Annotated in this window: 23 protein-coding genes; 17 read left to right on the top strand and 6 right to left on the bottom strand. The window is 66.6% G+C overall.

Going from position 1 to position 18,659, the window contains the following annotated elements:
* The first annotated feature begins 10 nt into the window (after positions 1 to 10).
* Entirely contained in the window at positions 11 to 625 is a 615-nt protein-coding gene (locus PGN27_RS24345) for a type II toxin-antitoxin system Rv0910 family toxin (protein ID WP_335328417.1), read from the top strand.
* Here PGN27_RS24345 and mntR read toward each other — a convergent pair.
* A complete protein-coding gene (mntR, locus tag PGN27_RS24350) occupies positions 622 to 1,326 on the bottom strand; it encodes a manganese-binding transcriptional regulator MntR (protein ID WP_418888641.1) in 705 nt (234 codons plus the stop codon). The two genes, PGN27_RS24345 and mntR, sit on opposite strands and share 4 nt — an antisense overlap.
* A gap of 76 nt (positions 1,327 to 1,402) precedes the next feature.
* Between mntR and PGN27_RS24355 the strand changes: the two genes are divergently transcribed.
* The 6 genes from PGN27_RS24355 to bla all read left to right on the top strand — a co-directional run bounded on the left by PGN27_RS24355 (position 1,403) and on the right by bla (position 8,122).
* Positions 1,403 to 2,380: a bifunctional riboflavin kinase/FAD synthetase gene (locus tag PGN27_RS24355; protein ID WP_335328419.1), complete on the top strand. Its 978-nt coding sequence runs from the start codon at positions 1,403 to 1,405 to the stop codon at positions 2,378 to 2,380.
* A gap of 97 nt (positions 2,381 to 2,477) precedes the next feature.
* A complete protein-coding gene (rpsO, locus tag PGN27_RS24360; protein WP_030135021.1) occupies positions 2,478 to 2,747 on the top strand; it encodes a 30S ribosomal protein S15 in 270 nt (89 codons plus the stop codon).
* Between the two features lie 44 nt (positions 2,748 to 2,791).
* The gene (lppU, locus tag PGN27_RS24365) at positions 2,792 to 3,244 is read left to right on the top strand and encodes an LppU family putative lipoprotein (protein ID WP_335328420.1); all 453 of its coding nucleotides are present in this window, start codon (positions 2,792 to 2,794) and stop codon (positions 3,242 to 3,244) included.
* Positions 3,245 to 3,508: 264 nt separating this feature from the next.
* Entirely contained in the window at positions 3,509 to 5,746 is a 2,238-nt protein-coding gene (locus PGN27_RS24370; protein WP_335328421.1) for a polyribonucleotide nucleotidyltransferase, read from the top strand.
* Positions 5,747 to 5,924: 178 nt separating this feature from the next.
* Positions 5,925 to 7,211, top strand: a complete 1,287-nt coding sequence (locus PGN27_RS24375) for a M16 family metallopeptidase (protein WP_335328423.1) — start codon at positions 5,925 to 5,927, stop codon at positions 7,209 to 7,211.
* A 14-nt stretch (positions 7,212 to 7,225) separates the two neighbouring features.
* The gene (bla, locus tag PGN27_RS24380; RefSeq protein WP_335328424.1) at positions 7,226 to 8,122 is read left to right on the top strand and encodes a class A beta-lactamase; all 897 of its coding nucleotides are present in this window, start codon (positions 7,226 to 7,228) and stop codon (positions 8,120 to 8,122) included.
* 18 nt (positions 8,123 to 8,140) lie between these two features.
* Here the strand turns inward: bla and ald are convergent, their stop codons facing one another.
* Complete coding sequence (ald, locus tag PGN27_RS24385) at positions 8,141 to 9,268, bottom strand: alanine dehydrogenase (RefSeq protein ID WP_335328425.1); 1,128 nt, start codon at positions 9,266 to 9,268, stop codon at positions 8,141 to 8,143.
* Positions 9,269 to 9,360: 92 nt separating this feature from the next.
* On the opposite strand from ald, the gene aldR reads away from it, so the two are divergent.
* Positions 9,361 to 9,876, top strand: a complete 516-nt coding sequence (gene aldR / locus PGN27_RS24390; protein ID WP_335328426.1) for an HTH-type transcriptional regulator AldR — start codon at positions 9,361 to 9,363, stop codon at positions 9,874 to 9,876.
* A complete protein-coding gene (locus tag PGN27_RS24395; protein WP_335328427.1) occupies positions 9,873 to 10,718 on the top strand; it encodes a hypothetical protein in 846 nt (281 codons plus the stop codon). Before aldR ends, PGN27_RS24395 begins: the two co-directional genes overlap by 4 nt.
* Here PGN27_RS24395 and PGN27_RS24400 read toward each other — a convergent pair.
* Positions 10,696 to 11,256, bottom strand: coding sequence for a TetR family transcriptional regulator (locus tag PGN27_RS24400; RefSeq protein WP_335328428.1), 561 nt, complete (start codon positions 11,254 to 11,256; stop codon positions 10,696 to 10,698). The two genes, PGN27_RS24395 and PGN27_RS24400, sit on opposite strands and share 23 nt — an antisense overlap.
* An 88-nt stretch (positions 11,257 to 11,344) precedes the next feature.
* Between PGN27_RS24400 and PGN27_RS24405 the strand changes: the two genes are divergently transcribed.
* Positions 11,345 to 12,268, top strand: coding sequence for an SDR family oxidoreductase (locus PGN27_RS24405; protein ID WP_335328429.1), 924 nt, complete (start codon positions 11,345 to 11,347; stop codon positions 12,266 to 12,268).
* Here the strand turns inward: PGN27_RS24405 and PGN27_RS24410 are convergent.
* Together PGN27_RS24410 and PGN27_RS24415 are read right to left on the bottom strand one after the other, a co-directional pair.
* Complete coding sequence (locus PGN27_RS24410; RefSeq protein WP_335328430.1) at positions 12,235 to 13,146, bottom strand: NAD-dependent epimerase/dehydratase family protein; 912 nt, start codon at positions 13,144 to 13,146, stop codon at positions 12,235 to 12,237. The genes PGN27_RS24405 and PGN27_RS24410 overlap by 34 nt on opposite strands.
* A gap of 9 nt (positions 13,147 to 13,155) precedes the next feature.
* Positions 13,156 to 13,914 (bottom strand): META domain-containing protein, encoded by a 759-nt coding sequence (locus PGN27_RS24415; protein ID WP_335328431.1) that lies wholly within the window; start codon positions 13,912 to 13,914, stop codon positions 13,156 to 13,158.
* A 42-nt stretch (positions 13,915 to 13,956) separates the two neighbouring features.
* Here PGN27_RS24415 and dapB point away from each other — a divergent pair, with 42 nt between their 5' ends.
* Genes dapB through PGN27_RS24440 form a run of 5 tightly spaced genes read left to right on the top strand, consistent with a single transcriptional unit; the run spans position 13,957 to position 16,580 of the window.
* On the top strand, positions 13,957 to 14,694 hold the full coding sequence (dapB, locus tag PGN27_RS24420) for a 4-hydroxy-tetrahydrodipicolinate reductase (RefSeq protein ID WP_335328432.1): 738 nt from the start codon (positions 13,957 to 13,959) through the stop codon (positions 14,692 to 14,694).
* Positions 14,691 to 15,161 carry a hypothetical protein gene (locus PGN27_RS24425; RefSeq protein ID WP_335328433.1) on the top strand — a complete coding sequence of 157 codons (471 nt, stop codon included), beginning with the start codon at positions 14,691 to 14,693 and terminating at the stop codon, positions 15,159 to 15,161. Before dapB ends, PGN27_RS24425 begins: the two co-directional genes overlap by 4 nt.
* Positions 15,162 to 15,205: 44 nt before the next feature.
* Complete coding sequence (locus PGN27_RS24430) at positions 15,206 to 15,613, top strand: flavodoxin family protein (RefSeq protein WP_335328847.1); 408 nt, start codon at positions 15,206 to 15,208, stop codon at positions 15,611 to 15,613.
* Entirely contained in the window at positions 15,603 to 16,100 is a 498-nt protein-coding gene (locus PGN27_RS24435) for a nitroreductase family deazaflavin-dependent oxidoreductase (RefSeq protein ID WP_335328434.1), read from the top strand. The genes PGN27_RS24430 and PGN27_RS24435 overlap by 11 nt, the downstream gene beginning before the upstream one ends.
* A gap of 30 nt (positions 16,101 to 16,130) precedes the next feature.
* Positions 16,131 to 16,580 carry a hypothetical protein gene (locus PGN27_RS24440; protein ID WP_335328435.1) on the top strand — a complete coding sequence of 150 codons (450 nt, stop codon included), beginning with the start codon at positions 16,131 to 16,133 and terminating at the stop codon, positions 16,578 to 16,580.
* Between the two features lie 2 nt (positions 16,581 to 16,582).
* Here PGN27_RS24440 and PGN27_RS24445 read toward each other — a convergent pair whose 3' ends face one another.
* Positions 16,583 to 17,320, bottom strand: coding sequence for a dienelactone hydrolase family protein (locus tag PGN27_RS24445; RefSeq protein WP_335328436.1), 738 nt, complete (start codon positions 17,318 to 17,320; stop codon positions 16,583 to 16,585).
* Between the two features lie 114 nt (positions 17,321 to 17,434).
* Here PGN27_RS24445 and PGN27_RS24450 point away from each other — a divergent pair, with 114 nt between their 5' ends.
* Both PGN27_RS24450 and PGN27_RS24455 read left to right on the top strand, forming a co-directional pair.
* Positions 17,435 to 18,193, top strand: coding sequence for a thymidylate synthase (locus tag PGN27_RS24450; RefSeq protein ID WP_335328848.1), 759 nt, complete (start codon positions 17,435 to 17,437; stop codon positions 18,191 to 18,193).
* Positions 18,190 to 18,654, top strand: a complete 465-nt coding sequence (locus PGN27_RS24455; RefSeq protein ID WP_335328437.1) for a dihydrofolate reductase — start codon at positions 18,190 to 18,192, stop codon at positions 18,652 to 18,654. Before PGN27_RS24450 ends, PGN27_RS24455 begins: the two co-directional genes overlap by 4 nt.
* Positions 18,655 to 18,659 lie beyond the last annotated feature (5 nt).

An 18,659-nucleotide genomic window follows, 5' to 3' on the forward strand; every position in this document is an offset into this window, starting at 1 on the left:
TGAAAAAGTTATGAGCGAGCACGCACCGGTTTGCGACCATCCGCTGTTCACCTACCAGCCCGCATGGGCGCATGGTGGGCGGGAAGCCCGCGTCGGCCATGTGACCCACACGGTCGACCTGCCGATCGCTCCGGCCGCGCTGTGGGCGGTTCTGTCTGACCCGCGCACCTGGTCGGACTGGCTGACCGTTCATCAGCGCTGGATCGGCCAGCCGCGAGCCGGCTTCGTTCCCGGCGCCCGGATGACCGCCGAGACGCTGATGCTGGGAGTGTCGGGGACGGTGGAGTGGACGGTCGAGTCGGCGATCGCACCGGGCACCCTGGTGCTCGTCGGTACCGGTGCGGCCGGCCTGCGCACCCGGTTCACCGTCCTGATCAACGCCGCCGAGGGCGACTCACAGCTGACGGTCACCAGCGAGGTCACCGGTGACCTGTTGACCGCTCCGCTGATCACGGCCATCGAGCGCGATGGGGCCGAGCAGCTCGAACTGAGCGTGCAGAACCTCTTGGCGTGTGCCGGTACGCAGGCCGCCCCGAAACCGCGCGTGTTGCGGCTGGTGCATTCGGCCACCGATGCCGTGCCGGTCGACGGCGGCACCGCCCCGCGCTTGCGGGCGGTGCGCTAGACCACCCAGATCGCTTCTGCTGCAGGGCTTCCCAGGTCCACGGTGACGGCGGTGTCGGCGTCGCTCGACGGTGCCTGCACAGCCACCGAGATCATTCCGGCGAAGTCTCGGCGTGCCACCACCTGCAGCCGGGAATCCAAGGTGATGCCCACGCTGTCGAAATAGCGCAACATCTCGGGGTCGGCATCCGAGATACGTGCCACGGTGCCGTCCTCGCCGTCTGCGCACACCGAGAGTTGGCGAGCCGGTGGCGTGGGAACCCGACCGTCCGGTGCGGGTATCGGATCACCGTGCGGGTCGCGGGTGGGAAACCCGAGTTTGGCGTCGATGCGGTCGAGCATTCGGTCCGATACCGCGTGTTCGAGGATCTCGGCCTCGTCGTGCACCTCGTCCCAGCCGTAGCCCAGTTCGCGCACCAGGAAGGTCTCCATCAGTCGATGCCGGCGGACCATGGCCAAAGCGGCCCTGCGGCCTGCCTCGGTGAGTGTCACCGCGCCGTACTTGGCGTGATCGACCAGTCCCTGATCGGCCAGCTTGCGGATGGACTCCGACGCCGTGCTCGCCGACACCCCGATGCGTTCGGCCAGCAGTTTCGTACTTACCTTGTCCGGTGACCACTCCTGGGCCGTCCAGATGACTTTGAGGTAATCCTGCGCAACCGTCGTCAGTTCCTGCGGGTCGCTGTTGGAGTCCACGGTCACCGAGTTTAGGCAATCTTCGCCTGTTGCGGGTATCCCAGACAGACGGCGCCGGCACCCGCGCCGTAGGCTGGCGGCTGTGCAGCGGTGGCGGGGCCGGGACGACATCCCGACGGACTGGGGCCGGTGTGTCCTGACGATCGGCGTGTTCGACGGTGTTCACCGTGGCCATGCCGAGCTGATCAATCGAGCCGTGAAATCCGGCCGGTCGCGCGGGGTTCCCACCGTGCTGATGACGTTCGACCCGCACCCCATGGAAGTCGTGTTTCCCGGAAGCCATCCGGCGCAGCTCACCACTCTGGCTCGACGGGCCGAACTCGTCGAGGAAACCGGTGTCGACGTCTTTCTGGTGATGCCGTTCACAGCGGATTTCATGAAGCTCACCCCCGAGCGCTACATCCACGAACTCCTCGTCGAAAGCCTGCACGTGGTCGAGGTCGTGGTGGGGGAGAACTTCACCTTCGGTCGGAAAGCGGCAGGCAATGTGGACCTGCTGCGCAAGGCCGGCGAGCGTTTCGGATTCGCCGTCGAGGGGATGAGGCTGGTATCCGAGGAATTCGCTCGCGACGAGTCGGTCACGTTCTCGTCGACCTACATCCGCTCCTGCGTGGACGCCGGTGATGTCGTCGCCGCCGCGGAGGCGCTGGGCCGGCCGCATCGCGTCGAGGGTGTCGTGGTGCGCGGTGACGGCCGCGGTCGGGGCCTGGGCTTCCCGACGGCGAACGTCGCCCCGCCGATGCATTCGGCGATCCCTGCCGACGGCGTTTACGCGGCCTGGTTCACCGTGCTGGGACACGGGCCGGTGGTCGGCACGGTGACCCCCGGCGAGCGCTGTCAGGCCGCGGTGTCGGTGGGCACCAACCCGACATTCTCCGGGCGAACCCGGACCGTGGAGGCGTTCGTCCTCGACGCCGAGGCCGACCTGTACGGCCAGCATGTGGCCGTCGATTTCATCGCGCGCATCCGCGGTCAGGAAAAGTTCGATTCGGTCGAGGATCTGGTGCGTCAGATGGGTGTCGACACCGAGCGGGCGCGCTCGATTCTCGCTGCGGGCTGAGATCCTGTTAGTATTCCGTCCCGACCCAGCGTGTGCTGCAGTTCGCGGCGGCCGCGCCTCAGATGTTCCTCGCGGACCTTTTTGATGGAGTTGTTTCGTGGCGCTCACTGCCGAACAGAAGAAGGAAATCCTCGGCCAGTACGGTCTGCATGACACCGATACCGGCTCGCCGGAGGCCCAGGTCGCACTGCTGACCAAGCGGATCCAGGATCTGACCGAACACCTCAAGCAGCACAAGCACGATCACCACTCGCGGCGGGGGCTGCTGCTGCTGGTCGGTCGTCGGCGTCGGTTGCTCAAGTACGTCGCACAGGTCGACGTCGAGCGCTACCGCTCGCTGATCGAGCGCCTCGGCCTGCGCCGCTGACGCTCAGGGCCGCGGCCCTGGCCGCGATCTGCACCCTCGGGTGCGTGTTGGGGGGACTTACCGGCTGCTCATCGGCCGCCGCCGCGGCTCTACAGGTCGGCGACTGTCTGAAGGTGGTCGGTACCCCCGATCGACCGGATGCAGTCAAGGCCGCATGTGGAAGCGCGGATTCGACGTTCAAGGTCGTGGCCACCGCGACGTCGAGTGACGGTTGCCCAACCGATGTGGATTCCTACTACTCCACGCGCAACACCTTCAGCGACACCACCAACACCATCTGTATGGATGTCGATTGGGTTGTCGGACAGTGCATGAGCGTCGACCCCGACAACGGCCGCGATCCGATGCGGGTGGACTGCGCCGACACCACGCAGCCGAACCGGCAGCGGGCCACCGAGATCCTGCACGACGTGGCCAATGTCGACCAGTGCCGCAGCGGCATGGGCTATGCCTATGACCAACGGGAGTTCACCGTCTGCGTCGATGACGTCACCTGAAGGCGGCCATCACCCGCCGGTGTAGCATGAAGATGTTTTGGGCCACATGTGTTCATGAGCAGGCCCGAGCAACAAGGTGCGGTTCGCGCAGTTCCGCGCGCACCGTCCCTGCGCGTCACAGCAGTGCCCGCCTGTTCGGGCGGTCTTCGGTAGTGGCTGCCGGGGTGTTCGAACCCCGGCCGCTTCGATCGACGGCCGTAGCCGATTCCAGGGGACCGCTGACGCGTGCACGCGCAAAACAGCTGAATACCCAGAAAGGCTGCAATGTCTGCAGTTGAGACCGACGAGGGCGTGTTCGAATCCACCGCCGTCATCGACAACGGGAGCTTCGGCACCCGGACCATCCGCTTCGAGACCGGCCGCCTGGCCCGTCAGGCCGCCGGCTCCGTCGTCGCTTATCTCGACGAAGAGACGATGCTGCTGAGCGCCACCACCGCCAGCAAGTCGCCGAAGGATCATTTCGACTTCTTCCCGCTGACCATCGACGTCGAGGAGCGGATGTATGCCGCGGGCCGGATCCCCGGTTCGTTCTTCCGTCGCGAGGGACGGCCCTCCACCGATGCGATCCTGACCTGTCGTCTGATCGACCGGCCGCTGCGCCCGACCTTCGTCTCGGGTCTACGCAACGAGATTCAGGTCGTGGTGACCGTGCTCAGCCTGGATCCCAAGGATCTCTACGACGTGCTGGCCATCAACGCCGCGTCGGCGTCCACCCAGATTTCCGGCCTGCCGTTCTCCGGCCCGGTCGGTGGCGTGCGCGTCGCGCTCATCAACGGCCAGTGGGTGGCGTTCCCGACTGTCGAGCAGCTCGAGGACGCCGTCTTCGACATGGTGGTCGCGGGTCGTAAGGCCGGCGACGACGTCGCCATCATGATGGTCGAGGCCGAGGCCACCGAGAAGGTCATCGAGCTCATCGCCGGCGGCGCCGGTGCCCCCACCGAGGCCGTCGTGGCCGAGGGCCTGGAGGCGGCCAAGCCGTTCATCGCCGCGCTGTGCACCGCGCAGGAGGAGTTGCACGCCGCCGCGGGTAAGGCGACCGTGGAGTACCCGTTGTTCCCGGACTACCAGGCCGATGTCTACGAGCAGGTCGCCGCGGTAGCCACCGAGGCGCTCTCGCAGGCGCTCACCATCGCGGGTAAGGCCGAGCGCGATGACCGCACCGATGAGATCAAGGGTGAGGTGCTAGAGCGGCTGGCCGGTCAGTTCGAGGGCCGCGAGAAGGAGATCGGTGCGGCCTACCGCTCGCTGACGAAGAAGCTTGTGCGGCAACGCATCCTGACCGATCACTTCCGGATCGACGGTCGTGGCGTCACCGATATCCGCGCCCTGTCCGCCGAGGTTGCGATCATTCCGCGGGCGCACGGCAGCGCACTGTTCGAGCGCGGCGAGACCCAGATCATGGGTGTCACCACCCTCGACATGGTCAAGATGGCCCAGCAGATCGACTCGCTGGGGCCCGAGACCTCCAAGCGCTACATGCACCACTACAACTTCCCGCCGTTCTCGACCGGTGAGACCGGCCGCGTCGGCTCGCCCAAGCGCCGTGAGATCGGCCACGGTGCGCTCGCTGAGCGTGCCCTGGTGCCGGTGCTGCCCAGCGTCGAGGAGTTCCCGTACGCCATCCGCCAGGTCTCGGAAGCGTTGGGCTCCAACGGTTCCACCTCGATGGGTTCGGTGTGTGCCTCGACCCTGTCGCTGCTGAACGCCGGCGTGCCGCTCAAGGCGCCGGTCGCCGGCATCGCCATGGGTCTGGTCTCCGACGATGTGGATGGGGAGCGCAAGTTCGTCACCCTGACCGATATCCTCGGCGCCGAGGATGCCTTCGGCGACATGGACTTCAAGTGCGCCGGCACCAAGGACTTCGTGACGGCCCTACAGTTGGACACCAAGCTCGACGGCATCCCGTCCAAGGTGCTGGCCGGTGCGCTGGCCCAGGCCAAGGACGCACGGATCACCATCCTGGAGGTCATGGCGGAGGCCATCGACGAGCCTGACGAGATGAGCCCGTTCGCGCCGCGCATCACCACCATCAAGGTGCCGGTGGACAAGATCGGTGAGGTCATCGGGCCCAAGGGCAAGATGATCAACTCGATCACCGAGGAGACCGGCGCGTCGATCTCCATCGAGGACGACGGCACCGTGTTCGTCGGCGCCAGCAATGGCGAGGCCGCGCAGGCCGCGATCGACAAGATCAATGCCATCGCCAACCCGCAGCTGCCCAAGGTGGGGGAGCGGTTCCTGGGAACGGTGGTCAAGACCACCGATTTCGGGGCGTTCGTCTCGCTGTTGCCGGGTCGTGACGGGCTGGTGCACATCAGCAAGCTGGGCCGCGGCAAGCGGATCGCCAAGGTCGAGGATGTCGCCAAGGTCGGTGACAAGATGCGTGTCGAGATCGCCGATATCGACAATCGCGGCAAGATCTCGCTCGTGCTGGTCGACGAGGAGACCTCGGGTGCTGCTGCGGAGACCGCGGCGGCCGAGCCCGCCGGCGCGGAAGCGTAGTTTCGACGGCTTAGTTCCGACGGCTTAGTTCCGACGGACATGCCCCGTTGCCCACACGGCATCGGGGCATGTCCCGTTTCTGGGGGAGTTCTCCGAGCACGGGACACCGGTCGGGTGGGCCGCGTGTCGGTGCCCGACATGCATACGGCAACATGGGTCGCCGCAGAGAGGAGCGCCGATGTCGACGGCAGTGCGCCGAACAGACCTACCCGGCGGCCTACGGGTGGTCACCGAGCACCTTCCGGCGGTGCACTCGGCGTCGGTGGGGGTCTGGGTCGGTGTCGGTTCGCGCGACGAGGGCGCCACGGTGGCCGGTGCGGCGCACTTCCTTGAGCATCTGCTGTTCAAGTCCACGCCCACCAGGTCGGCGGTGCAGATAGCGCAGGCCGTCGACGCGGTGGGTGGTGAACTCAATGCGTTCACCGCGCGCGAGCACACCTGCTACTACGCCCATGTGCTCGATTCCCACGTGGAGCTGGCGGTAGATCTGGTGGCCGACGTGGTCCTGCGGGGTCGCTGCGCCACCGAGGACGTCGAGGTGGAGCGCGATGTCGTCCTCGAGGAGATCGCGATGCGCGACGACGACCCCGAGGACACGCTGGGCGATGTGTTCCTGTCCGCCATGTTCGGCAATCACCCGGTCGGCAGACCGGTGATCGGCACCGTCGATTCGATCTCGGCCATGACACGCACCCAGCTGCACTCGTTCCACATGCGGCGCTACACGCCGGAACGGATGGTGCTGGCGGTGGCCGGCAACGTCGAGCATGACCACATCGTCGGACTGGCCAAGGAGTACTTCGGCCCGCGACTGTCGCGTGGCCGCGCCCCGGCCCCGCACCGAAAGGGCACCGGACGGGTACCGGGGGCGCCCTCGCTGGAACTCGTCAGCCGGGATGCCGAGCAGAGTCACCTGTTGGCAGGTGTGCGCAGTCCGGGCCGCTACTGGCAGCATCGCTGGGCCCTGTCGGTGCTGAACACCGCGATCGGCGGCGGGCTGAGCTCGCGACTCTTCCAGGAGATCCGGGAGAGTCGAGGGCTGGCCTATTCGGTGTATTCGAGTGTGGACACGTTCTCCGACGCCGGCGCCTTCTCGGTGTACGCGGCCTGTTTGCCGGAGCGTTTCGACGAGGTGGTGCGCTTGGCCACCGACGTGCTCGCCGACGTGGCGCGTGACGGCATCACCTCATCGGAGTGCGCGATCGCCAAGGGGTCGTTGCGTGGCGGGCTCGTGCTGGGCTTGGAGGACTCGAGTTCCCGGATGCACCGGATCGGGCGCAGTGAACTCAACTTCGGGACGCACCGCAGCATTGCCCAGACGCTCGAGCAGATCGACGCCGTCACCCTCGACGAGGTCAACGCGGTCGCGCGACGCTTGCTCTCGAAACCGCTCGGCGCGGCGGTGCTCGGTCCGTACAAATCCAAAAGGTCCCTACCGCAGCGCCTTCGAGATATAGCGGGGTAGTGGGTTACAGTCGGGTGATGCGCCTGTCACGACGCGAGCTGTTGATCGGCGGTCTGACGCTGGTGGCGGTGGGGTCGGTTGCCGGTTGCGCGGACGATACCGCGCTGGCCGCGCCTGCGACCGCACTGCCCGAGCGGATCGGCGATCTGGAGGCTCGTCACAATGCCTTCATCGGGGTGTTCGGGTTGAATCTGGACTCCGGGATGTCCGTCCGGCACCGCGCCGAAGAATCGTTCGCGATGTGTTCCACGTTCAAGGCCTATGCGGCGGCGGCGGTGTTGCGTCGGGTGGCCGAGGGTGAACTCTCTTTGGACAAACCCGTTTTCGTCGATCCTGCGGGGATCCTTCCGAACTCGCCGGTGACCGAGGAGCGTGCCGGTGGGCAGATGACGCTGGCTGAACTGTGCCAGGCGGCGCTGCAACGCAGCGACAACCTCGCCGCCAACCTGCTGCTCGCCACGCTCGGCGGCCCGCGCGCGATCACCGATTTCGCGCGCACCGTCGGTGACGACAGGACTCGATTGGACCGCTGGGAGACCGATCTGAACTCGGCGATCCCCGGTGATCCACGCGATACCAGTACTCCCGAAGCGCTGGGTACCGGATATCGAAACCTGTTGGCGGGTGACGCTTTACCGCCCGCGCAGCGTGATCTCCTCGATGGTTGGATGCGAGCCAACCAGACGTCGAGCATGCGGGCAGGCCTGCCGCCGGACTGGACGACTGCGGACAAGACCGGCAGTGGCGATTACGCCACGACCAACGACGTGGGTGTCGCCTACGGACCGGGCGGCACTCGCGTTCTGCTGTCGATCATGACCCGCACCCAGTCCGCCGATTCCGACGCCGCGGGCCTGCGGCCGGTGATCGGTGAGGTCGCCGCGCTGGTGCTACCGGATCTGCTCGCCTGACCCGCAGCGGTCCGGCGTTCAGGCAAGCAGGTCCGCGGGGTCGGTGAACGGCAGGTCGAGATCGGCGGCCACCTGTCCCGACAGCAGCGCACCCTCGTGGGTGGACAGGCCCATTGCCAGTGCCATGTCGGTGCGGCACGCCTCCCGCCAGCCCTTGTCTGCCAGCTTGAGCACGTAGGGCATGGTGGCATTGGTCAATGCATACGTCGATGTCCGGGGCACGGCGCCAGGCATGTTCGCCACGCAGTAGAAGACGGTGTCGTGGACGGCGAACGTCGGGTCGTCATGGGTGGTGGGACGGGAGTCCTCGAAACAACCGCCCTGGTCGATGGCGATATCGACGAGCACCGCGCCGGTCTTCATCTGCGCCACCGTCGAATTGGTGACCAGTTTGGGTGCCTTGGCGCCGGGCACCAGCACCGCACCGATCACCAGATCGGCCTGTTTGACCGCGTCTTCGAGGTCCAGGCTGGACGAGTAACGGGTCTCGATCGCGCCGCCGTATTCGGCATCGATCTTGCGCAGGGTGTTGATGTTCAGATCGAACACGGTGACGTGGGCGCCCATGCCCCACGCCACGGCGGCGGCGTTGTCGCCGGCCATGCCGCCACCGATCACGACGACCCGCGCGGGCGCGACGCCCGGGACGCCTCCCATCAATACACCGCGACCACCCTGGGTGCGCATCAGGTGGTAGGCGCCGACCTGTGCGGCCAGACGCCCGGCGACCTCGCTCATGGGGGCCAGCAGGGGGAGCGCGACCGATCCGTCCGATCCGGTGGTCTGCACGGTCTCGTAGGCGATGGCGGTGGTGCCGGAGGCCATCAGCGCATCGGTGCACGGCCTGGACGCGGCCAGATGCAGGTAGGTGAACAGCGTTTGGCCCCGCCGCAGCCGCGCGTACTCGGCCTCGATGGGTTCCTTGACCTTGAGGAGCAGATCCGCATCGGCCCAAACCTTTTCGGCACTCTCGACAATCTGGGCACCGGCGGCCTTGAAGTCGTTGTCGGTGATGGCCGAGCCTGCTCCTGCGCCGGCCTGGATGATGACGTCGTGACCGCGCTTGGTCAGCTCGGCCACCCCGGCGGGCGTGATCGCGACGCGGTATTCGTTGTTCTTGATCTCGGTCGGGATGCCGACGAGCATGATCGCTCCTAAAGTCTGGGATGTACGATCAAGTGTGAATAAACAACGGTAGACGCACAATGTTTATGTCGATAATTCGCTAAGATCGCTCCATGAATGAACGATCATCGACCCGTGGCCCGCGGTTGGCGTCTGGGCCGAAAGATGTTCGCCCTTCCGATCTCGACGATATCGATCGGCGCATGTTGCTCGCCCTGCACTCGGATGCGCGGATGTCCAACAGCGCGTTGGCCGAGGCGGTCGGGATCGCGCCGTCGACATGTCACGGCAGGCTGCGCCGACTCCAGGACATCGGAGTGATCCGTGGGTTCTACACCGATATCAACCCGGCAGCGGTCGGCCTGACGCTCCAGGCGATGATCTCGGTAAGCCTGCAATCCAATGCGCGGGGCCGTATTCGGGATTTCATCGCCCAGATCAGGCAACGCCCGCAGGTGATGGACGTCTACTTCCTGGCCGGTGGTGACGACTTCATCCTGCACGTAGCCGCACGGGATACCGAAGATCTGCGTGCCTTCGTGGTGGAGAACCTCAATGCCGATGGCGATGTCGCGGGCACACAGACATCGCTGATCTTCGAGCATCTGCGGGGAGCATCGCCATTGTGACAGTCGACGACGATCTGGACACGCTCTACGGGGTCCCGCCGCCCGAATTCACGGCATTGCGAGGCCAATTGGTGGCGCAGGCCAAGAAGCGTGGCGATACCGATGCGGCTCGCACCATCGGTGCGGCGCGGCGGCCCACCGTGGCCGCCTGGGTGGTCAACGCGTTGGTGCGGGCGGATCCCGCTGTAGCGGATCGGCTTGCGGAATTGCGTGCGCAATTGCAGGCTGCGCACGCCGCCATGGATGGTGCCCGTATCCGCGAGTTGACTGCGTCGCAACGCCGGGTCGTCATCGACCTCACCCGGGCGGGCCTTGCGGCGGCACGGGTGAACGCGCCGACACCCGCTCTGCGTGCGGACATCACCAACACGCTGCAGGCGGCGATCGCGGATCCGGATGTGCACGCCAGACTCGGTCGTCTGGAGAAGGCCGAGGAGTGGTCGGGATTCGGTGATTTCGGTGTTTCCGTGGCGGTCGGCGCGCGACGTCGCGATACCGACGCTCCCGCCCCGCCCGGTCCCGATGACGGTCGGCGACGGCGCATCCTGGCCGAGCAACGCGGCGCGGCCGCAGCGGCGCTCGCACGATCCGAGAACGTCCATGCCGCCGCCACCGGCACGGTCGCGGACCGGCAGGCCGCGCTCGTCGCCGCGCGCCGACGCCTCGAGCAGGCGCGTGAGTTGCTGGCGGCTGCCGAGCATGATGTCGATATCGCCGATGCCGACCTTGCTGACGCCCGCCACGCACACGACGTCGCGAAATCCGATGTGGAGCGCGACGCCGCGGCGCTGGCTGCCGTCGATGCCGCGATCGATGCCCTCAGCGGCGGGTCGCCGACCTGAGCTCATCGAGGGCCGTGCCGATATGACCGGCCAATGGCCGGTCGTCTTCGGCGGCCAGCCAGCGTTCGAAGGCGACCTTGAAGACCGCGATTCCGGTTTCTGCCAACAGAACTGCGGTGTCGGCGTGGACACCGCGGCTGCGCAGCGCATCGGCCAGGGTCGTGGCCAATGAGGCGAGCTTGATGAGCTCGCGTTCCTGCAGGCCGGGATTGGCGTCGATGACCAACTGGCGTCGGCGAGCGTGTTCGCGGCGTTCGGTGAAGAAGTCCGATGTCGATTCCAGCGCCGCCGCGACGGCGTCCAGCGCGGTAGTGGTGGCTGGTGTCGTGGCGACGGCGCCTGCCATGGCCTCGGCGAGCATCTGGCCCTTGAACAGGACCTCACGCTTGTCGGTGAAGTGCCGGAAGAACGTGCGCTCGGTCAGTCCCGCGCGCTGGGCGATCTCGGCGACCGTTGTCTGATCGAATCCACGCTCCAGATACAGCTCCAGCGCGGCCTGTTCGAGGCGCCCCTGTGCGTCCGGTTCCCAACGGCCCATGCCGGAATTCTAAGTGATGACAGCAACTGTCATCGGGTGTAGCGTCGGTGATGTCATTGACTGACATCACTGAGCCCCAGGAGTGCATATGCATGTGTTCGTCACCGGCGCCAGCGGCCATATCGGGTCGCTGGTGGTACGGGAACTGGTCGGGTCCGGGCATCGGGTGACCGGTCTGGCGAGGTCCGACGACGCCGAGGAGGCCGTTCGGTCATCAGGAGCGCAGGTGTTGCGTGGGACGTTGCAGGATCTCGACACCCTGGCCGCGGGCGCGGCGGCGGCAGACGGGGTGATCCATCTCGGGTTCATCCACGACTTCACCGCCTACGCAGCCGCCATTGCCGTTGACCTCGCGGCGATCCAGGCAATGGGTGCGGCACTGGCGGACTCGGACCGGCCGCTCGTGTCCACCTCGGGGACGGCGATGCTGGCGTTCGGTCCCGGCAGCCGGGACCGGACCGGAACCGAGGATGACGAGGTCGACCCATCCGGCCCGCGCGTCGCCTCCGAACGCGCGACACTCGCACTGGCGGACGCCGGGGTTCGGTCAGTGGTGATCCGGCTGCCCCCGACGGTGCACGGACCAACCGATCACCGTGGGTTCATCCCGACCTTGATCGCCAACGCGCGTGCCAGGGGGCGATCGCTTTACATCGGGGACGGTGCGAATCGCTGGCCCGCCGTGCACAACCTCGACGCGGCCAGGTTGTATCGGCTGGCATTGGAATCGGCCCCGGCGGGGGCGACTCTGCATGGCGCCGCCGAGGAAGGCATCGTCTTCGGAGATATCGCCAGGACGATCGGTGTCCAGTTGGGTGTTCCCGCAATCAGCGTATCGGCCGAGCAGGCGCTCGATGAACTCGATTTCGTGGGAGCCATTGCCGCGCTGGACAATCCGACCTCCAGTCTTCTGACGCGTGAGCTGCTCGACTGGCAGCCCGAACATCCCGGGCTCATCGCGGATCTGACCGCGGGCCACTACACCGCGCTGGGCGCGACCAGCTCCGGGTGAAACGTGCTCACCATCCGACGGATGCCGTCACGCCAATCCACTGATGTCCCGCCCGCGATCTCGTGCATCTTGGTCGTGTCGGTCGGGCCGGTGGGCAGGGCCTGATCGCTCACCTCGAAAACCGGATCGCGGCCGATGAGCTCACCGATGTAGGTGCACCATTCCTGCAAGCCGACCGTTTGGTCACCGCACCAGTTCACCGTGGTCGCCGGGACCGTCGCAGCCGCCAGCATCCCGGGCAGCATGGCGATGATGTCGTCCTGGTGAATCGGGTTGTAGCGAGCAGGCTCTCCCGGCGGGACGGGTAGCGGGATGCCCGCCAGCATCATCTCCATCTGGTAGAACGGCCAGCCGCCGTTGTCGCCGTAGGGGACGTTGAGACGCGCGATCACGGTGGGCAACCCCAAGGCGCGCGCCATCGTCCGGGCCACGACCTCGCCGGCGATCTTGGAGATCGAATAGGTCGGGAACAGTGGCTTGTGGTTGTCGCCCAAGGCCGCCGATTCGGTGCGGGGTTCGTCGCCGGGCGGGTCGTACACGGCCGCCGACGAGCAGTGCAGAAACGCCGTGGCATCGGCGCAATGCGCCATCAGCAAGCCCACCGACTCCGCATTCGCCGCGAGGTCCTTGTCCCAGCGGCCGCTCTTGGCGACGGCCAGATTCAGCACATAATCGAAATCCGACGGCAGCCGACTGAAGTCGCCGGCGGCAAGGTTCACCTGTTCGCAGTGAATTCCCGCCCGCTCCAGCCGTTCCCGCGCGGCGGGATCAGAGAAACGGGCGATGCCCCAGACTTCGTTGTCGGCTGCCAGCGACATCGCGATGGGGGTTGCCACCTGTCCGGTCGGGCCGGTGATGAGGATCTTGTGACCACGCATGGCCGGATGCTACTCGGCGCGCAGCACCAATCCGTTGCCTTCGGCGTTGGTCAGCGTCAACCGGTCTGCCTCGACGATCGCTGTCACCTCACCGGTGAGCACGTCCAGGACCGATCGCTCGATCTCGCCGACCTCACCGGGGCAGGGCGGACCGCTGGTGTTGATCGGCCCGAAGGTGATGATGCCGGCCACGGCCGTGGCGCGACCATAGAAGGTGTTGCACCCGGTCCAGCCGACCACCGTGTCGTCATGGCGCACCGTCAACCCGGGTTTGGCCTGTTCCAGGGCCACCGATGTCATCGCTGCATCACCCGAGATCAGGGTGTCCACCCGCCAGTTGGTGTCGACGACCGGCCGGTCGGGGTCCAGGACCGCCTTGTCGCGCAGGGTTACCGTGGTGGCGCCGGTGGTCAGCGTGAGATCGTCACCGGTCAACGTCCACTCGGGCCGGGCCTGCAGTAGCCGTGTCATCCAAGCATCGGCCTCGGCGAACGGTGGCGGGCAGGCCATCATGGTGGTCGCGAGTTCACCGGTGCTCAGGTGCCCTCCCGACAGGTCGGCGGTGGACGATCCGCGGTTGCATCCCGCGAACGCCGAGATCCGGCCGTCGCGGAACTCCAGCGTCAGCGGACCGCCACCGGGGATCGGTTCGCCGACGACACCGACCGACACGAAGGTGCGGTCTTCCGGTGTGGGATCTTGCGCATCGGCCACACCACCGCAGCCGGCAAGGGCTGCGACCGCCAGGGGGAGCCATGCGATGCGCATGTGCCCACGGTACCTACCGGTGCGCGCAGTAGGCTGCCCCTCATGCGAGTCGCAGTGTTGGGTGCCCGGGGCAAGGTCGGCGCCACCATGGTCCAGGCCGTCCGGGACGCCGCCGACCTCGAGCTCTCCGCCGAGGTGGACGCCGGGGATCCGTTGAGCCGGCTGACCGAGAGCGGCACCGAGGTCGTCATCGATTTCACCCATCCCGATGTGGTGATGGACAACCTGAAGTTCGTCATCGACAACGGTATTCACGCGGTGGTGGGTACCACCGGTTTCACCGAGGAGCGCATCGCCACCGTCCGCCAGTGGCTAGCCGACGCACCCGCATCGGCCGTCCTGATCGCCCCGAACTTTGCCATCGGCGCCGTGCTGAGCATGCACTTCGCCAAACTGGCGGCGCGCCACTTCGAGTCCGTCGAAGTCATCGAATTGCATCACCCGCACAAGGCCGATGCGCCCTCGGGTACCGCTACCCGCACCGCAGCGCTGATCGCCGAGGCGCGAAAGGGTCTGCCGCCCAGCCCTGACGCCACCAGTACCGGGCTGGAGGGTGCGCGGGGCGCCGACGTCGACGGTGTGCGGGTGCATTCGGTTCGACTGGCCGGGCTGATCGCCCACCAAGAGGTGCTGTTCGGCACCCAGGGGGAGACCTTGACGATTCGGCATGACAGCCTCGACCGCACCTCCTTCGTTCCCGGTGTCCTGCTCGGCGTCCGTCAGGTCGCCGGACACCCGGGCCTGACCATCGGGATTGAGCCTCTGCTCGACCTGTCATGAACAACGACGGTGGGCGTGCCCTGCGAATCCAGCTGCTGATCGGATTCATGTGCATCGCGCTGCTGGTCTACTTCGTGATGTTGGGCCGAACGGCGTTGGCGCTCATCGCGTCCGGTGAGCCTGCGCCCATCGGGCTCGGTGTGGCGCTGCTGGTCTTACCGCTCATCGGGTTGTGGGCCATGGTGGCCACGCTGCGTGCCGGGTTGGCCCACCAGCGTCTGGTCCGACTGGCCCGCGAATCCGGAATGGACCTCGATGTGAGCGATCTCCCGCGCCGGGCCTCGGGGCGCATCGAACGTGACGCCGCCGACGCATTGTTCGAACGGACCCGTGCGGAACTGGAAGCCGACCGTGACAACTGGGTGCGCTGGTATCGGCTTGCCCGTGCCTACGATTTTGCCGGCGACCGAAGCCGGGCCAGGGAGACGATGCGCACCGCCGTCGAGATGGAGCGCGACGCGCGGTGAGACTGCTGATCGTGCACCACACCCCGAGCCCGCACTGCCAGGCGATGTTCGAGGCTGTGCTGGCCGGCGCCACCGCTCCCGAGATCGAGGGTGTCGAGGTGGTGCGGCGGCCGGCCCTGACGGTGTCGGCGGCCGAGATGCTCACCGTGGACGGCTATCTGCTGGGTTCCCCGGTGAACCTCGGTTATATCTCCGGCGCGCTCAAGCACGCCTTCGACCAGAGCTATTACCAATTGCTCGACAGCACCCGCGGCCGCCCGTTCGGGCTGTTCCTGCACGGCAACGAGGGCACCGAGGGTGCGGTGCGCGCGGTCGACGGCATCACCGCCGGTTTGGGCTGGCGGCAGGCCGCCGACCATGTGGTGGTGTCCGGGTCGCCGGGCAAGGCTGATCTGCAGGCCTGTTGGAATCTGGGCGCCACTGTTGCTGCGAATATGATGCATGCTCTCTGAACTCTTCAATGCCGTCAGCGCAGTTCTGCGCCGACCGTCGATGCGCGTGGTCACGAAGACGATCAGCGGTGCGCACACGCTGGCATACCGGGTTACCGGCGGTAGGGCGCAGAACGGCAAGTATCCGACGATGCTGCTGACGGTCACCGGACGCAGCACGGGTAAAGCCAGGACCGTGCCGGTCATCTACGTACGGGACGGTGAGCGTTTCGTGATCGCCGCGGCCTATTCCGGCAGCGACACCGACCCCAGCTGGTGGCGCAACCTGCAAGCCGACCCACGGGCGGAAGTGCAGGTCAGAGGAGAGACGATTCACGTCTCGGCGGCCGAGGCCGATCCGGGGGAGAGGCCTCGGCTGTGGGAGCGACTGGTACAGATGTACCCGTACTTCACGGTGTACCAGCGGCGCACAGAGCGTGCGATTCCGGTGGTCGTGCTGACTCCCGATCCGAGCCGAGGATCACCCTCCGGCGGGATGGCACACTGACCGCCACATCGAGTCAATGACGGAGGAGCTATGCCGGGAATCGCCGAGATCGCATTGGGCGCCGCACCGATCGCCGGTGGCGCACTGCTGGGCCTGGCGGCCGGAGCCTTCAAAGGTCCAGACATCCGCGGCAACATCAAGGCCGATATGGAACTACTGGAGAAGATCCCGGCGGACCAGGTCGAACGTCGCGCGGCCCTGCAACGTTCCATCGACATTCGCATCGACGATATCGTCAACGCCGTCGACAAACAGCGCGAGATCCGGCAACTGGCCGCCTCTTACGAGGGCAACTGGCGCGACATCGTGGTCTTCGTCTGCACCGTGCTGTTCGCCATCGTGTGGTGGAACGTCAACCACGACCGCACCAATTGGCTGGTCATGTTCGTGCTGTTGATCGTGCTGTCGATCATCGCCGCGATCTATGCCGCACGGGGCATCCTCGCGGCTGTGCTGCGTGCCCGTCGCCGGAGCCCGTAACCTCAGCCGAGCGCGCGGCCGAACACCTCACCCATCGCCGCCCAGTGTCGCGCCGCCGCCGCAGGGTCATACGGGGGCATGTCCGGCACCGCGAAACCATGTGCCGCGGAATAGAACTCGATCGTGTGTTCCACTCCGGCCGCGGTCAGTGCCTGGCCGAGGGTCCAGGCGTCCATCTCGGTGAACGAGGCGTCATCCTGCGCGCCGCCCACATAGACGACCCCCTCGATATTGCCGGCGAGCAGGTGCGGACTGTCGGGTTCATCCGTGACGAGCCCGCCACCGTGAAACGACATCGCCGTCGCCACCCGTACCGGCAACCGCTCTGCGATGATCAGCGACGTGCGACCGCCCATGCAGTAGCCGGTGGTCCCGAAACGTTCGCCGGCGACATCGGGGCGGGCGCCCAGATAGTCGAAGAAGGCTGCCGCATCGGCGGCCATGATGTCGGGGGTGAGGGCTTTCATGAGTCCGAACAGCCGTCGGCGCTCAGCCTCGTCGCCGAACACCGTGGCCATGTCGAACGGCGCCCAGTCGGCCTGGCGGTAGTAGACATCGGGTACCAACACCACGTAGCCGTACTCGGCGAGTTGGGCGGCCATCTCGTCGAATGTTCTGCGGGCGCCGCCGGCGTCGGGGTACATCACGACGGCGGGCCAGGGACCGTCGCCGTCCGGGGTGGCCACGGTGACCCGGCAGGAGCCGTCAGCTGTGGTGATGGTGTCCGTGGTGGTGGGCATGGTGTCAGTTGTACCGGACATCGGGGCCGGGTCCGCGCGTGTCGGGTGGGTGCGACGTAAGCTGGCCGAGTGGCCCCGGTTGACACTCCGTACGAGGATCTACTGCGTCTGGTGATGGAGCAGGGCACCCCGAAGTCCGATCGCACCGGTACCGGTACCCGCAGCGTGTTCGGACATCAGCTGCGGTATGACCTGAATGCCGGGTTCCCCCTCATCACCACAAAAAAGGTGCACACCAAGTCGATCGTCTACGAGTTGCTGTGGTTTCTGCGCGGTGATTCCAACGTCCGGTGGCTGCAGGACCACGGAGTCACGATCTGGGACGAATGGGCTTCTGAGACAGGCGATCTCGGTCCGGTCTACGGCGTGCAATGGCGGTCTTGGCCGACCCCGTCCGGCGAGCACATCGACCAGATCTCGGCGGCGCTGGAACTGCTCAAACGCGACCCCGACTCGCGCCGCAACATCGTCTCGGCATGGAATGTCGGCGAGATTCCGCAGATGGCGCTGCCGCCGTGCCACGCGTTCTTCCAGTTTTATGTCGCCGACGGCCGACTGTCCTGTCAGTTGTACCAACGCAGCGCCGATCTGTTCCTGGGCGTGCCGTTCAACATCGCAAGCTATGCCCTGCTGACCCACATGATGGCCGCCCAGGCCGGACTGGGTGTCGGGGAGTTCATCTGGACCGGTGGTGACTGCCACATCTATGACAATCATGTCGAGCAGGTGACGTTGCAGCTGTCGCGGGATCCGCGCCCCTACCCGGAACTCGTTCTGGCTCCGCGCGATTCGATCTTCGACTACACCTATGAGGACATCGCCATCGTGAACTACGACCCGCACCCGGGGATCAAGGCCCCGGTGGCGGTGTGAAGCTGATCTGGGCCCAGTCGACCTCCGGTGTCATCGGGCGGGCCAACGGCATCCCGTGGCGGCTGCCGGAGGACCAGGCGCGCTTCAAGGAGCTGACGCTGGGGCAAGCGGTCGTCATGGGCAGGTTGACCTGGGAGTCACTACCCACCGCGGTGCGACCGCTGCCGGGACGTCGCAATATCGTGGTGTCCCGTAACCCGGACTACCAGGCAGACGGTGCCGAGGTGGTCGCCGAGCTCCCCGCCGATATCGACGGATGGGTGATCGGTGGCGCGCAGCTCTACGGCCAGGCGGTGACGTCGGCGGATCGTTGCGAAGTCACCGAGGTCGAGATCGACCTGGTGCGCGATGACGAGGACGCGGTTGCCCCGGTGCTCGACGAGACGTGGACCGGCACGGTCGGAGACTGGCTGACCAGCAGCTCTGGATTACGGTACCGATTCTCCAGCTACGTGCGCTGACGGGG

It is taken from the genome of Mycolicibacterium neoaurum, assembly GCF_036946495.1.
Lineage (GTDB): Bacteria > Actinomycetota > Actinomycetes > Mycobacteriales > Mycobacteriaceae > Mycobacterium > Mycobacterium neoaurum_B.